The following is a 12,993-nucleotide window of genomic DNA, read 5'->3' as shown; positions in this document are numbered from 1 at the left end:
AGACAGCTGCCGCTACGGCGCGGGGCTTTCCAGCCGAACCGGGCCGACCAGGCGACGAGCGACCTCCACGCTTTCGCGTGCGCCGCGCATATAGCCGCGCGGCGAGGTGCCGAGCATCCGCTTGAACATGGTGATGAAGGCCGGCACGCTGTCATAGCCCAGATCGAGCGCCACCCTGGTGATCGGCTCGCCATCAGCGAGCCTCGGCAGCGCGGCGAACAGGCAGGCCTGCTGGCGCCATGTCGACAGCGACAGGCCGGTCTGGCGCTGGAAGGCGCGGGTGAAAGAGCGGCGGCTCATGCCGGCGGCATCGGCCCACCCGTCGATCGTCGCGTGCGGCGAGGGCGCGGCAACGAAACGCCGGCAGAGCGCCGCCAGCCTCGAATCGGACGGGAACGGCAGCCCGAGCGGCCGCTCCGGCAAGGTCGGGATTTCGTGCAGCAGCAGGTTCATGATCAGCCCGCCGCGCCCTTCCAACTCACCGCCCTGCGGCAGTTTTTCCGATTCCACGATCAGGCTGTGCATCAAATCGGTGACGCCGACGACGCGCAACCCTTCCGGCAGCCCGGGGATCGCGCCCGGCATGACATAGACCGAGCGCATCGAGACATCGCCCAGCATTTCGACGGAATGCTCGGTGCCGGCCGGAATCCACATCGCATGGTCGGGCGGCACCATCCAGCGCCCGTGCCGCGTCGTCACCAGCACGACGCCGACCAGCGCATGCAGCAACTGGCTGCGGCTGTGGCGGTGCTGGGGCACGTGGTAACCGTCGGGATATTCGGTCGGCAACGCCACCGCCGGCCCGGCCACCTGCTCCAGCCACTGCCAGCGGCTTTCGTGCAATTTGCCGAGGTCGGTGTTGCCGACGCGAAAGATTTCCCTGCCATGCGGCATCTTGTATGGCCCACTCGCGAAACTATTGGACCAAACCACGAAAGAAGTCGCGCGGCAAGCAGCTTATAAGGCAACCGTCCCTAAGGCGGCCGCAGGAGCGTCCGCCAGATTGCCCGCGGGCGTGCCCGCCAAAAAGACCACGGAGCCTATCTTGACCGATACGACAGCCACCAGCGTCGCTTCCCCCGCGACCGCCGCTTCAGCCCAGGCGACGGCCTTCACCGTCATCCTGGCGGTGAGCCTGTGCCACTGTATCAACGACATCATGCAGTCGCTGCTATCGGCCATCTATCCGCTTCTGAAAGAGAATTACGGTCTCGATTTCTGGCAGATCGGCCTGTTGACCTTCACCTTCCAGGTGACGGCATCCCTGCTGCAGCCGATCATCGGCATGGTCACCGACAAGCGACCGATGCCCTATTCCTTGCCCTACGGCATGGCCTCGTCGCTGATCGGCCTGGTCGTGCTGGCCTATGCCGGGCACTACTACCTGCTCCTGATCGGCGCCTCGCTGATCGGCATCGGTTCGGCCATCTTCCACCCGGAATCCTCGCGCATCGCCCGCTTCGCTTCCGGCGGCCGGTTCGGCCTGGCGCAATCGCTGTTCCAGGTCGGCGGCAATTTCGGCCAGTCGATGGGCCCCTTGCTGGCCGCCTTCATCGTCGTGCCCTTCGGCCAGACCAGCATCTCCTGGTTCGCCGTCGGCTCGCTGATCGGCATCGTCATCCTGTGGCAGGTCGGCGGCTGGTACAGCCGCCTGCGCGCCGCGCAAGGCAATCGCAAGGCGGCAAGCTTCGTCTCGCCCTTCCCGCGCCGCAAGGTGATGAACGCGTTGATCGTGCTGACGCTGCTGGTGTTGAGCAAGAACGCCTACATCGCCAGCCTCGCCAGCTACTACACCTTCTATTCCATCCATAAGTTCGGCGTTTCGGTGCAGATGTCGCAGGTCATGCTGTTCCTGTTCCTCGGCGCCTCGGCGCTCGGCATCCTGCTCGGCGGCCCGTTCGGCGACCGCTATGGGCAGAAGGCGATGATCTGGTTCTCGATCGTCGGCGTGCTGCCATTCACGCTGGCGCTCCCCTACGCCAATTTGGAATGGACGATGGTTCTGACGGTGCTGATCGGGCTGATCCTGTCCTCGGCCTTCTCCAACATCGTCGTCTTCGCCCAGGAACTTGTGCCCGGCCGCGTCGGCATGATCGCCGGCATCTTCTTCGGCTTCGCTTTCGGCATGGGCGGCATCGCGGCTGCCGTGCTCGGCGTCGTCGCCGACATGAAGGGCATCGATTTCGTCTTCCAGATCTGCTCGTATCTGCCGCTTCTTGGATTGCTGACCGTGTTCCTGCCCAACATGAAGGAAGCCAGGAAGGCACAAGCGGCCGCCTAGATCAGACCTGAAACCCACGCAAGGAAAAGCACCCGCCAAACGGCGGGTGCTTTTTCGTTCCGAACGACCCTATGCCTTGAAGAAGGCCAGCAGGTCGGCGTTGATGACGTCCGCGTGGGTTGTCGCCATGCCGTGCGGAAAACCCTTGTAGACCTTGAGCTCGCCCTTCTTGAGCAGCTTGATCGACAGCAGCGCCGAGTCGGCTATGGGCACGATCTGGTCGTCGTCGCCATGCATGACCAGCACCGGCACGTCGATTGCTTTCAGATCCTCGGTGAAGTCGGTTTCCGAAAAGGCCTTGATGCAATCGTAATGCGCCTTGGTGCCGCCCATCATGCCCTGGCGCCACCAATTGTCGATGATGCCTTGCGACACCTCTGCACCGGGACGGTTGAAGCCATAGAACGGGCCGGCCGGAACATCGCGGAAGAACTGGGCGCGGTTGGCGGCCTGGGCGGCACGGAAACCATCGAACACCTCGATCGGCAGGCCGCCGGGATTGGCTGATGTCTTGAGCATGATCGGCGGCACCGCGCCGATCAGCACCGCCTTGGCGACGCGCCCGCCGGCACCGTACTGCGCCACATAACGCGCCACCTCGCCGCCCCCGGTCGAATGGCCGACATGAATGGCGTCCTTGAGGTCGAGATGCGCGACAAGTGCCGCGACGTCGGCGGCGTAAGTGTCCATCTCGTTGCCGACATCGGTCTGCGTGGAACGGCCGTGACCACGCCGGTCATGGGCGATGACGCGGTAGCCCTGCGCCAGGAAGAACAGCATCTGGGCGTCCCAATCGTCGCTGCTCAGCGGCCAGCCGTGATGGAAGACGATGGGCTGACCGGTTCCCCAGTCCTTGTAGTAGATCTGCGTGCCATCCTGGGTGGTGATCGTGCCGCTGCCCGAGCCAGACTTTGTCTGCGAAGCCATCTCAAATCTCCTTGATTATTACTGCGATAAACAATATCGCGACATCAATATCGCTAACGCAATTCGAAGGCCTTGTCTATAAAAATATGTATCACGATATCATTTTTCGTGGTATGCATCTCGTGATTAATCGGCAAAGGAATGCGTCGTGCCTCTCCCCTTGGATAACCAGCTCTGCTTCACGCTCTATGCCACCTCGATGGCGATCAATCGCACCTACAAGCCGATGCTGGACGAGATGGGGATCACCTATCCGCAATATCTGGTGCTCAACGCGCTTGGAGAGGCCGACGGCATGTCGGTCGGCTCCATCGCCCACCGCCTTGCTCTGGAATCGAGCACCATCACACCGTTGGTGAAGCGCATGGAGCAGGCGGGGCTGGTCACCCGCCAGCGCAGCCAGACCGACGAGCGCCAGGTGCAGGTCGACCTGACATCGGCCGGACGCTCGCTGCTCGTCCAGTGCAACTGCCTGAACGAGACCCTGGTCGAGCGCTCGGGCATGACGCTGGCCGAGCTGGACGCCCTGAACCGGCAGATCCAGGCGCTGCGTGACGCGTTGATCAGTGATTAGGACGGCAGGTTCGTCTTCTTGTGTTCAGGCTTGCACGAAACGAACTGGAGCAGTCGATTCGTGCGGAATGACCTACAGGCTTTCTATTCTACTACAGGGTATAGGGTATTGCGCGAGCAATGCTGGGGAAAAAGGTGGGTAAATGGGTATCAACAATCCCAAAATAAGTGGCTTCGTCATAACCTAAAACAGCGGGGAAATTCTCAAAACTTGCTTGCGTTCATCCCGCCTCGAGAAGACATTGAAAAAGATCCGTTCGCGCTTGACCGGAAGAAGGCTTTGACGCTGGAAAACGGTGCGCCTGGATTCGACATGCACGCTCCCCCGCTTCGTGTTTTGACCCTTCTGGTTCGTCACGGGACCCAGAAGTATCCGACCGCATGGCAGGACTTGCGAGCTATGTTCGCCCACCAGTTGCCGGACGTTGCGCATCGCATGCTCGTGATCGACAATTCGCTGCCGGTCGGTCATGGCTCCGATCTCGACCGCGAGGTCGAACTGATCGGCGCGTCGAACGTCGATTGGGAGTTCTCGGCGTGGGACTGTGGCATCAATCATATCGGTGCCAAACTTCATGACTACGATCTGGTTCACTTGGCCACTTCGGCCTTCGCGGCATCCACACCTGACCATCTCAAGTTGATTGATGGCGGCTCGTTACGGTCGCTGCTTGGCTTGCAAGGAGCGCTGGGCCGCGTTGATTTTCACGACGAGGCCATCTCGATTTTCGGAATCGCTTCGCAGGCATGGCTCCGCAGTTCGTTCATCTTGATGAGCCCACGGCAACTCAGCAGCCTGGGATCTTTGGTAAGCGTCGGCAGGAACACGCCGATTTTCAGCGGGAACCCCCAGCAGCCCTTCCGTGAAGACGCGCCGATCTCGCAAGGATGTCAGCGGTTTTTGCTGCGTTGGCTCACCGGCGACGGAGGCAGCAAATGGACAGTCTGGCATTCCAGGTTCGATCTTACGCCTGAAACGCTGCCGTTTTTCGAGAGCAAGGCTCGGGCCATTCTCAATGAGCAGATGCTCACCAACCGGTTGCTGGCCAATGGATGCGCGCCTGTCGACATGACATGGCTGGCGCTGAAGGTTCGAGCAGCAAGCACGGAACCCGGCAATGATGTTCCGGACCGGGATATTCCCGACTGGCGCGTGCAGATCACCTCCCGAGCACGACCCAAACGCACTTTGACCCAGAAGCTCCGCCGCCAGTGGCTTAAGCTCATGTCGCGGCAGTAGTGCCTACCATCGGCTGTTGCCCACGCGCTCGGGCACGACGCTGGCTGAACTTGGCGCGCTAATCCGGCAGATCCAGGCGCTGCGTGACGCGTTGATCCGCGATCAGAACCAGGCGGGCTGGCGACTGCCCCACCACCGCTTGCACGCCTGCCCGCCTTCCGCTATAGAGCCGCCACCCGCGTAGACACCCTTGGAGGCAACGCGGCGGAAGGCTGCCTTCCCCTTGTGATCCCGAACAAAGGTCCGCGTGAGCGGCTGCCGGCATTCGGACATCCATGACTGGCGGCTTTCGACGTTTACGGCTTGGGAACATTGCCCGCCGCAAACGCTCCATAACACGCGAAAGGAAAAGCCATGAGCCACGACACTTACGAGCTCAAGGCCGAAGCGCGCGAACAGGTCGGTAAGGGGTCCGCCCGTGCAGTTCGCCGCAACGGTAAAGTGCCTGCAGTAATCTATGGTGACAAGCAGCCTCCCCTGGCGATCGCTCTCACCTACAAAGACATCTACTACAAGATTCATGGCGGCGGGTTCCTGACCACGATCGCCACGATCGATGTCGACGGCAAGAAGATCCAGGTCCTGCCGAAGGACTTCCAGCTCGACCCGGTCAAGGATTTCCCTGTCCATGTCGACTTCCTGCGTATCGGCAAGGACACCGAGGTCAATGTCGACGTGCCTGTCCACTTCATCAATGAGGACAAGTCGCCCGGCATCAAGCGCGGCGGCGTGCTCAACATCGTGCGTCACGAAGTCGAGTTCCACTGCCCGGCCAATGCGATCCCGGAGTTCATCACCATCGATCTCACCGGCACCAACATCGGCGATTCGATCCACATCTCGGCGGTCAAGCTGCCGGCCGGCGTCAAGCCGGTGATCTCCGACCGCGACTTCACCGTCGCAACCATTGCCGGTTCGTCGGCGATGAAGCCGGAGACGGAAGAGACGGCCGAGGTTGCACCGGAAGCGGCTCCGGCCGCCGAAGAGAAGTAACTCTTTCACGCCTGGAGCTGACGATGCCAGAGAAGACAGTGCTTGTCTTTGCAGGCCTCGGCAATCCGGGCGCGAAATACGCTGATAACCGGCACAATGTCGGGTTCATGGCGGCGGACGCAATCGCCCGCCGCCATTCCTTCTCGCCCTGGTCGAAGAAATTCCAGGGCCTGATCGCCGAGGGCACGCTCGGCGGCGAAAAGATCATCCTGATCAAACCGCAGACCTTCATGAACCTGTCCGGCCAGTCGGTCGGCGAATTGCTGCGCTTCTACAAGCTTGGCCCCGAGGCACTCACCGTCTTCTACGACGAGATCGACCTTGCAGCGGGCAAGGTTCGGGTCAAGGTCGGTGGCGGCTCCGGTGGCCACAACGGCATCCGCTCGCTCGACCAGCATGTCGGCAAGGACTTCCGCCGTGTTCGCATTGGCGTCGGCCATCCCGGCGTCAAGGAGATGGTGCATGGCCATGTCCTCGGCGACTTCGCCAAGGCCGACCGCGAATGGCTGGACGTTCTGCTCGACACCATAGCCGACGATGCCGGCTTGCTGGCCAAGGGCGACGACAATTCCTTCATGAACCGGGTGACGCTCGCCTTGCGCGACAAGCTCGTGCCGACCGGCGACGATGACCGCCCGCCGCCCAAGGCCCCCAAGGCGCAAGGCCCGAAAGCCCAGAGCCACATCCGCCAGGCGCGCCCGCAGCAGGCGCCGGCCAAGCTGCCGGAAAGTGGCCCGATGGCCGCCATGCTGAAAAAGCTGTTCGGCAAAAACGACGGCTGAAACGGCTGCCGCCGGGCGACCATTCCCGGAGCGAACGAACGCCGGCTGACAATTTCAGACCGCCACGGCTGATGCATCCCTGACCATGCGATCGCCTGGATAGAGCTGCCGGAATTGTCTGCCCGCGCGAAAGCAGCGAGCACGGCCTGAAGCTTGCCGACCGATGCGGCTTGGGCCGCCGATGCGCCGTCAGCATATCCAATAGTGAAATCCCTCACAGACCACCACTTCGCGGAAGGCCATGGATGCAAGGTGTGGTTGTCGCATGCCTTTCGGCTTTGCCGAGCAGTCGCACGTTTCAACCGACACGAGGGGACTGTTTATGGCCCGAAATCCTTTGACGTTCTCTGCGCTCAGCAGAGCCCTGACAACCAACAATGCCAGATGGCGGGCCGCCGAAACCCCGATCTCGCTGATGGACCCCCAAAAACGCCTGCAGATGCTGGGCGCCATTCCCAGCAATGAAGCCATCGCCCTGGTCGCGGCGGCACGCAACCAGCCGCCGTCGCTCGCCGCGGCGCCGGGTTTTGCGCCCGCCGTCGACTGGCGCAACAAGAACGGCAATCATATTACCCCGGTCAAGAACCAGGGCGGATGTGGCTCCTGCGTCTCGTTTGGCTCCGTCGGCCTTATCGAGGCGATGTCGCATATCGAGACCGGCCGCTGGTTCGACCTGTCGGAAGCCGATTCGCATTTCTGCTCATCGCACGGCGCCAATTGCGGCGGCTGGTGGCCCGACCAGTGCCTCGACCAGATCAAGGGACGCGGCGTCTGCGACGAAGCCGGCTTCCCCTACCCGTCGGCATTCCCCAACAACGATATCTGGAGCGGCCCGCCTGCCTGCCACGCCGCGCCGAACCGTCCGGCGCGCATCAGCAAGTTGACGGCCGTGCACAAGCTGGTGGATGCGAACGCGATCAAGAACCATCTCAGCAGTGTCGGTCCGGTCGCCGGCTGCTTCACCGTCTACAATGACTTCTTCAATTATTCGGGCGGCATCTACCACCACGTCACCGGCGATGTCGCCGGCGGCCACTGCGTTCTCGTCATCGGCTATTCCGAGGCGGAGCAGTGCTGGATCGTCAAGAACTCGTGGGACACGACCTGGGGCATCGGCGGCTTTGGCAAGATCAGCTATGACGACTTCAAGTATGACGGCCAGCTGTATCCGATGTACGGTGCAACCGGCATCATCCTGCCATCGTCCGGCTGGCAGCCGTTGGGCGGCAAGCTCACCACCGAAGCCGTCGCCGGCAACAACAAGGATGGCCGCATCGAGGTCTTCGCGCGCGGCACCGACAACGCGCTCTGGCACATCTGGCAGACCGTGCCCAACAATGGCTGGGGCGGCTGGGCATCGCTGGGCGGCATCATCACCAGCACCCCGGCGGTCATCAGCAATGCCGACGGCCGGCTTGAGGCGTTCGCCAGGGGAGCCGACGGCGCCCTGTGGCACATCTGGCAGACCGCACCCAGCAGCGGCTGGAGCGGCTGGGCTTCGCTCGGCGGCGGCATCACCAGCGACCCGAGTGCGGTGCGCAATGTCGACGGACGGGTAGAAGTCTTCGCCAGGGGCAATGATGGTGGCCTCTGGCACATCTGGCAAGGCGGCCCGCAACGGGGCTGGAGCGGCTGGGCTTCGCTTGGCGTCCAGATATCGGGCAATCCGGTAGCGTCCAACAACAAGGACGGCCGCATCGAGGTCTTCGCCCGTACCAACAACGGGGCAGTGGTGCATCTCTGGCAGACAGCCCCCAACAATGGCTGGAGTTCATGGGCCTCGCTGGGTGGCATTTTGACCAGCGACCTTGCGGTTGGCCAGAACAAGGACGGCCGCCTCGAAGTGTTCGGACGCGGCACCGACAATGCGCTCTGGCACATCTGGCAGACCGCACCCAACAATGGCTGGAGCGGCTGGGCATCGCTGGGCGGCATCATCACCAGCGCGCCGGCGCTCGGCCACAATGCCGACGGGCGCATGGAAATCTTCGCCCGTGGCACTGACGGGGCCTGCTGGCATATCTGGCAGACCGCTCCGAGCAATGGCTGGAGCGGCTGGGCATCGCTGGGCGGCGGCATCGTCGGCGATACGGCGATCGTCAACAACAAGGACGGCCGTATGGAAGTCTTCGTGCGCGGCATGGATCTCGCCCTATATCATCGTTGGCAGACGGCTCCCAGCAACGGCTGGAACTGAGGCGACGTTGATGGGATCGGAAGGTGGGGCGCATCGGCGCGCCACCCGTCGCCACAAAGGAAGAGGCAATGGCGAACGAACGAGCGACCATGAATTTCCAACCCGCAATCGGCGAGAAGATTGTCGTGGAATTGCCGGCGACGCCTGGCGCGGGCGTCGTCTGGTCGGTTCCGCCGGCGCCGGAGGGCTGCACCATCACCCAGATTGACAGCAAGCCCGATGACACAGGGATAGGCGGCACAACCTTGCAGCGTTTCACGGTTTCCTGCGGCAAGCCTGGACAGATCCAGCTTCGCTTTGAACTGAAGCGGCCGTGGGAAGACACTGTCCGCGCCGTTCAGCCGGTCACCATCGACGTGAAGTAGCGTCCTAAACGCGCGGCTCGAACTGCTCAAAAACGGCCGATCGCCCTGCGATGCGGCCTTTCGCGGCCCTGCCCGTGCGACCGCGGGGCTTGACGTTCCTCCCCCCTATCGCCCATAGCCCTCATCAAATTTCGAATTCCCGATAGGACTGGACAAAATGGGTTTCAAATGCGGCATCGTTGGCTTGCCCAACGTCGGCAAGTCCACGCTCTTCAACGCGTTGACCAGAACGGCGGCGGCGCAGGCCGCCAACTATCCCTTCTGCACCATCGAACCGAACACCGGCGAGGTGGCGGTGCCCGATCCGCGGCTAGGCAAGATCGCCGCGATCGGCAAGTCGAAGGAGATCATCCCGACCCGCATCTCCTTCGTCGACATCGCTGGCCTGGTGCGCGGTGCCTCGAAGGGCGAAGGGCTGGGCAACCAATTCCTCGCCAGCATCCGCGAGGTCGACGCCATCGTGCACGTGCTGCGCTGCTTCGAGGATGACGACATCACCCATGTCGAGGGCCGCATCGACCCCGTCGCCGATGCCGAGACGGTCGAGACCGAGCTGATGCTCGCCGACCTCGACAGCCTCGAGCGCCGCATCGTGCAGATCCGCAAGCGCGCTTCGACCAAGGACAAGGAAGCGACGACCGTGCTGCCGATGATGGAGGCAGCGCTCGAACTGCTGCAGGCTGGCAAGCCGACCCGCATCCTGCTCAAGGGCATTTCGGCCGAGGACCTGCGCATCCTGCAGGGACTGAACCTGTTGACCTCGCATCCCGTGCTCTATGTCTGCAATGTCGCCGAGGCCGACGCCGCCACCGGCAACGAACACACCAGGGCCGTGGAAAAGATGGCGACCGCCCAGGGCGCCGGCACCGTGGTGATCTCGGCCGCGATCGAGGCCGAAGTCGCCCAGCTCTCGGACGAAGAGGAGATGGAATTCCTGTCATCGCTCGGCCTCGACGAGCCCGGCCTGAATAAGGTGATCCGCGCCGGCTACGAGCTGCTACACCTCATCACCTATTTCACCGTCGGGCCCAAGGAGACGCGCGCCTGGACCATCCACAAGGGCGACAAGGCCCCCCAGGCCGCCGGCGTCATCCACACCGATTTCGAACGCGGCTTCATCCGCGCCCAGACCATCGCCTACAACGACTTCGTCGCGCTGGGCGGCGAAGTAGCGGCCAAGGAAGCCGGCAAGGCACGCGACGAAGGCAAGGAATATGTCGTCCAGGACGGCGACATCATGCTGTTCAAGTTCAACACGTGATGCTCGCACGCTGGGCATCCAAAGCATCGTCGCCATCCTGCGGCGATGCACCATCGGCGTATCTCCGAGCTCTGGTGCCATCCCGTCCAATGGCCACTTGTCTTGATTTTGTCATGGCACGGGTCTAAGCGGCAGGCCACACGCTCGGCGCATGCGACGAAGAGCCGTGCAATCCGACATCAATCCAACCGCCCTTTGATCCAGCAGGGGAGATCTGGCGATGATCAAGGCCTTCGTCGTCGACAATGATCGCCTGCGCCTCACCGACGACCTCCAGGCCAATGGCGACAAGGTGGTCTGGGCCGATCTCGTCAATCCGACCAAGGAGGAAGAGGCCACCATCGAAAGCTGGCTCGGCATCGCCATCCCGACCCGCGAGGAGATGGAGGAGATCGAGATTTCCAGCCGCCTCTACATCGAGGACGGCGCCTACTTCATGACCGCCACCCTGCCCGCCCAGACCGAGGTCGACGATCCCCTGATGTCGCCGGTCACGTTCGCGCTTGCGGGCAACAGGCTGATCACCGTGCGCTACCACGAGCCGAAGGCGTTCAAGACCTTTCCGCTGCGCGCCGAGAAGGCGGCGACCGGATGCACCAGCGGCGACACCATCCTGATCGGCCTGCTGGAAGCGATCGTCGATCGCCTTGCCGACATTCTCGAGCGCGCCGGCCGCGACGTGGAAGTGATCTCGCGTGACATCTTCCAGGCGACCTCGACCAAGGCGTCGAAGCGCAACCGCGACTTCCAGGAGCTGCTGAAAGCCATCGGCCGCAAGGAGGACATCGCCTCCTCCGTGCGCGACAGCCTGATCTCGCTGCAGCGCCTCGCCGGTTTCCTCGCCCATGTCGCAACCCAGACCAGGATGAGCAAGGATATTCGCGCCCGCATCAAGACCTTGTCGCGCGATGTGCTGTCGCTTGCCGACCACGCCACCTTCCTGTCGCAGAAGATCTCCTTCCTGCTCGACGCCACGCTCGGCATGATCTCGATCGAGCAGAACGCCATCATCAAGATCTTCTCGGTTGCCGCCGTCATCTTCCTGCCGCCAACGCTGGTCGCCTCCATCTACGGCATGAATTTCGACGTCATTCCCGAGCTGAAATGGCAGCTTGGCTATCCCTTCGCCATCGGCCTGATGATCCTGTCGGCGATCCTGCCCTTCTGGTATTTCCGCCGCCGCGGCTGGCTTTGATCGGTTCGCCACGGGCGGACTGCCTGTTGCTGGCGCACCAGAAATAACTTGACCAAACCGCGCCCGGCCTGCATCCGGGATGCCCGATCCCTGGGGATCGCGGATTCCTGAGCCGGATTTCAGACCATGACTGCAAAAACCTGGGCCTATGAGGACTTCGTCGAGGGCACCTCGCTCGACCTCGGCACCAAGCTGGTAAGTGCCGCCGAGATCATCGAATTCGCGCGGGAGTTCGACGCCCAGCCGATGCATCTCGACGAGGAGGCCGGCAAGGCCAGCATCCTTGGCGGGCTGGCGGCCTCGGGCTGGCACACCTGCGCCATGTTCATGCGCATGCTGTGCGATGCCTTCCTGCTGGACTCCACCTGCCAGGGTGCGCCAGGCGTCGACCAGGTCAAATGGAAGAAGCCGGTCCTGGCCGGCGATCAGCTCACCGGCAGCCTCGTGGTCGTCGCCAGGCGCCTGTCGAAATCGAAGCCGCAACTCGGCTTCGTCACCATGCGCAGCGAACTGTTCAACCAGCGCGGCGAAAGCGTTTTCGAGCTTGAGAATTCCGTCATGTTCCTCACGCGTGAGGCCGCGGGGAGCCTGGCATGACCCTGGACGAATTCTTCCGCATCGGCACCACCGTGACGCTGGGCTCGCACACATTCGAGCCCGAGGCGATCAAGGCCTTCGCCCGCAAATACGACCCGCAGATCTTCCATGTCGACGAGGAAGCCGCCAGGAAGAGCGTGCTCGGCGGCCTCTGCGCGTCCGGCTGGCATACCGCCGCCACCTGGATGAAACTCAATCTCGAAGCCGGCATGGACACCGGGGGCGCTGCCTGGAAAGGCCCCGGCCTGGTCCCCGAATTCGGCCCCTCGCCCGGCTTCAAGAACCTTAAATGGCTGAAGCCGGTCTACGCCGGCGAAACCGTCACCTTCACGCGCACCGCCCTTTCCCACCGCCCGATCGCCTCACGCCCCGGCTGGCGCCTGCTGACGCTGCGCTGCGAGGCCTTCGCCTCGGCCGGCGACAAGGTGCTGGAGTTCGAGAGCGCCGTGCTGGTGAAGGTGGAGTAGTGGCGCCTCTTCCTTCTCCCCTTGTGGGAGAAGGTGGCCTCGCGTAGCGAGGTCGGATGAGGGGTGTTCCAGCTTGGCGCCGACGGCACTCCGTCACCCATCCCTCAACCGT

At 62.9% G+C, this 12,993-nt stretch carries 13 protein-coding genes; 11 read left to right on the top strand and 2 right to left on the bottom strand.

Annotation, left to right across the window (positions count from 1 at the left end):
- Window positions 1-12: 12 nt before the first annotated feature.
- Window positions 13-897, bottom strand: a complete 885-nt coding sequence (locus LB568_RS20680) for an AraC family transcriptional regulator (RefSeq protein WP_224731135.1) — start codon at window positions 895-897, stop codon at window positions 13-15.
- 151 nt (window positions 898-1,048) lie between these two features.
- Here LB568_RS20680 and LB568_RS20675 point away from each other — a divergent pair, with 151 nt between their 5' ends.
- Window positions 1,049-2,284, top strand: coding sequence for an MFS transporter (locus tag LB568_RS20675; RefSeq protein ID WP_224731134.1), 1,236 nt, complete (start codon window positions 1,049-1,051; stop codon window positions 2,282-2,284).
- A gap of 69 nt (window positions 2,285-2,353) precedes the next feature.
- Here LB568_RS20675 and LB568_RS20670 read toward each other — a convergent pair whose 3' ends face one another.
- Window positions 2,354-3,211, bottom strand: coding sequence for an alpha/beta fold hydrolase (locus LB568_RS20670; RefSeq protein WP_013893488.1), 858 nt, complete (start codon window positions 3,209-3,211; stop codon window positions 2,354-2,356).
- Between the two features lie 148 nt (window positions 3,212-3,359).
- Between LB568_RS20670 and LB568_RS20665 the strand changes: the two genes are divergently transcribed.
- The 10 genes from LB568_RS20665 to LB568_RS20620 all read left to right on the top strand — a co-directional run bounded on the left by LB568_RS20665 (window position 3,360) and on the right by LB568_RS20620 (window position 12,881).
- Window positions 3,360-3,785 carry a MarR family winged helix-turn-helix transcriptional regulator gene (locus LB568_RS20665; protein WP_013893487.1) on the top strand — a complete coding sequence of 142 codons (426 nt, stop codon included), beginning with the start codon at window positions 3,360-3,362 and terminating at the stop codon, window positions 3,783-3,785.
- A 210-nt stretch (window positions 3,786-3,995) separates the two neighbouring features.
- Window positions 3,996-5,024 carry a hypothetical protein gene (locus LB568_RS20660; protein WP_224731133.1) on the top strand — a complete coding sequence of 343 codons (1,029 nt, stop codon included), beginning with the start codon at window positions 3,996-3,998 and terminating at the stop codon, window positions 5,022-5,024.
- A 354-nt stretch (window positions 5,025-5,378) separates the two neighbouring features.
- Window positions 5,379-6,017: a 50S ribosomal protein L25/general stress protein Ctc gene (locus LB568_RS20655; protein ID WP_013893485.1), complete on the top strand. Its 639-nt coding sequence runs from the start codon at window positions 5,379-5,381 to the stop codon at window positions 6,015-6,017.
- Window positions 6,018-6,055: 38 nt separating this feature from the next.
- The gene (pth, locus tag LB568_RS20650) at window positions 6,056-6,799 is read left to right on the top strand and encodes an aminoacyl-tRNA hydrolase (protein WP_224731164.1); all 744 of its coding nucleotides are present in this window, start codon (window positions 6,056-6,058) and stop codon (window positions 6,797-6,799) included.
- A gap of 415 nt (window positions 6,800-7,214) precedes the next feature.
- A complete protein-coding gene (locus tag LB568_RS20645) occupies window positions 7,215-8,996 on the top strand; it encodes a C1 family peptidase (RefSeq protein WP_224731132.1) in 1,782 nt (593 codons plus the stop codon).
- 68 nt (window positions 8,997-9,064) lie between these two features.
- Window positions 9,065-9,361, top strand: coding sequence for a protease inhibitor I42 family protein (locus LB568_RS20640; protein ID WP_224731131.1), 297 nt, complete (start codon window positions 9,065-9,067; stop codon window positions 9,359-9,361).
- A 157-nt stretch (window positions 9,362-9,518) separates the two neighbouring features.
- Window positions 9,519-10,622, top strand: coding sequence for a redox-regulated ATPase YchF (ychF, locus tag LB568_RS20635; protein ID WP_224731130.1), 1,104 nt, complete (start codon window positions 9,519-9,521; stop codon window positions 10,620-10,622).
- 220 nt (window positions 10,623-10,842) lie between these two features.
- Window positions 10,843-11,817 carry a magnesium/cobalt transporter CorA gene (gene corA, locus LB568_RS20630; RefSeq protein WP_013893477.1) on the top strand — a complete coding sequence of 325 codons (975 nt, stop codon included), beginning with the start codon at window positions 10,843-10,845 and terminating at the stop codon, window positions 11,815-11,817.
- A 126-nt stretch (window positions 11,818-11,943) separates the two neighbouring features.
- Window positions 11,944-12,414 carry a MaoC family dehydratase gene (locus LB568_RS20625; protein ID WP_140574853.1) on the top strand — a complete coding sequence of 157 codons (471 nt, stop codon included), beginning with the start codon at window positions 11,944-11,946 and terminating at the stop codon, window positions 12,412-12,414.
- Complete coding sequence (locus LB568_RS20620) at window positions 12,411-12,881, top strand: MaoC family dehydratase (RefSeq protein WP_140574851.1); 471 nt, start codon at window positions 12,411-12,413, stop codon at window positions 12,879-12,881. The genes LB568_RS20625 and LB568_RS20620 overlap by 4 nt, the downstream gene beginning before the upstream one ends.
- Window positions 12,882-12,993 lie beyond the last annotated feature (112 nt).

It is taken from the genome of Mesorhizobium sp. B263B2A, from assembly GCF_020165775.1.
Taxonomy (GTDB): Bacteria; Pseudomonadota; Alphaproteobacteria; order Rhizobiales; family Rhizobiaceae; genus Mesorhizobium; species Mesorhizobium opportunistum.
Note: the sequence above shows the minus strand (reverse complement) of the source record. Positions and strands in the feature narration are given on the sequence as shown.

Coding starts and splice junctions, on each gene's coding strand:
- LB568_RS20680 (WP_224731135.1), bottom strand. CDS start 897: ATGCCGCATGGCAGGGAAATCTTTCGCGTCGGCAACACCGACCTCGGC.
- LB568_RS20670 (WP_013893488.1), bottom strand. CDS start 3,211: ATGGCTTCGCAGACAAAGTCTGGCTCGGGCAGCGGCACGATCACCACC.
- LB568_RS20655 (WP_013893485.1), top strand. CDS start 5,379: ATGAGCCACGACACTTACGAGCTCAAGGCCGAAGCGCGCGAACAGGTC.
- LB568_RS20645 (WP_224731132.1), top strand. CDS start 7,215: ATGGACCCCCAAAAACGCCTGCAGATGCTGGGCGCCATTCCCAGCAAT.
- LB568_RS20640 (WP_224731131.1), top strand. CDS start 9,065: ATGGCGAACGAACGAGCGACCATGAATTTCCAACCCGCAATCGGCGAG.
- ychF (WP_224731130.1), top strand. CDS start 9,519: ATGGGTTTCAAATGCGGCATCGTTGGCTTGCCCAACGTCGGCAAGTCC.
- corA (WP_013893477.1), top strand. CDS start 10,843: ATGATCAAGGCCTTCGTCGTCGACAATGATCGCCTGCGCCTCACCGAC.
- LB568_RS20625 (WP_140574853.1), top strand. CDS start 11,944: ATGACTGCAAAAACCTGGGCCTATGAGGACTTCGTCGAGGGCACCTCG.
- LB568_RS20620 (WP_140574851.1), top strand. CDS start 12,411: ATGACCCTGGACGAATTCTTCCGCATCGGCACCACCGTGACGCTGGGC.